The sequence below is a fragment of the Erythrobacter sp. CCH5-A1 genome (assembly GCF_001557115.1).
Classification (GTDB): Bacteria; Pseudomonadota; Alphaproteobacteria; order Sphingomonadales; family Sphingomonadaceae; genus Erythrobacter.
On record NZ_LSKQ01000111.1, the window covers coordinates 1 to 493 of the forward strand.

Consider the following 493-nt stretch of genomic DNA (forward strand, 5'->3'; position numbering starts at 1 on the left):
CGCCACCATCCTCACGCTCTACCCGGAGATGTTCCCCGGGCCGCTCGGGCACTCGGTTGCGGGGCGCGCGCTGGCTGAGGGCACGTGGACCAAGGAAGGGGAGGCATGGAAATGACGATCATTTTCCTCGGTCTTGCCGCTGGCCCTTTGCTGTTCATTTTGGCCTACTTCGGCCTGGCCAAGCTCGTTGGGCGAGGCTCGACGGCTCACTTTGCACTGACCTGCATGTTGGTGCCGTTGGTGCTGGTGGTCGCGAGCCTCGCAGCGACAAGTCAGGAGCCCACGCCCGAGCAATTGAAGCTGGTCGATGCCGGTCTTGCGCCTGATCCGGGTCCCGCTTCGTTTGCGCTGTGGGTTGTCCTCTTCGGTCCGCCCGTCCTGTCCTATATCGTCTCGTCGATACCCCTGTTCTGGCTCTTGAGGCACCGGGCTGCGCGATGACCTTCGCCGCCACCATCCTCACGCTCTACCCGGAGATGTTCCCCGGGCCGCT

General features: G+C 64.1%; 1 protein-coding gene and 1 pseudogene. Both read left to right on the forward strand.

Translation table 11 applies throughout. The annotated features are described in order from the left end of the window. Window positions 1–91, forward strand: a pseudogene (locus AX708_RS20780) (tRNA (guanosine(37)-N1)-methyltransferase TrmD); the annotation flags it as partial. Window positions 92–105: 14 nt separating this feature from the next. Next, window positions 106–441, forward strand: a complete 336-nt coding sequence (locus tag AX708_RS05775) for a hypothetical protein (protein WP_156454529.1) — start codon at window positions 106–108, stop codon at window positions 439–441. Window positions 442–493 lie beyond the last annotated feature (52 nt).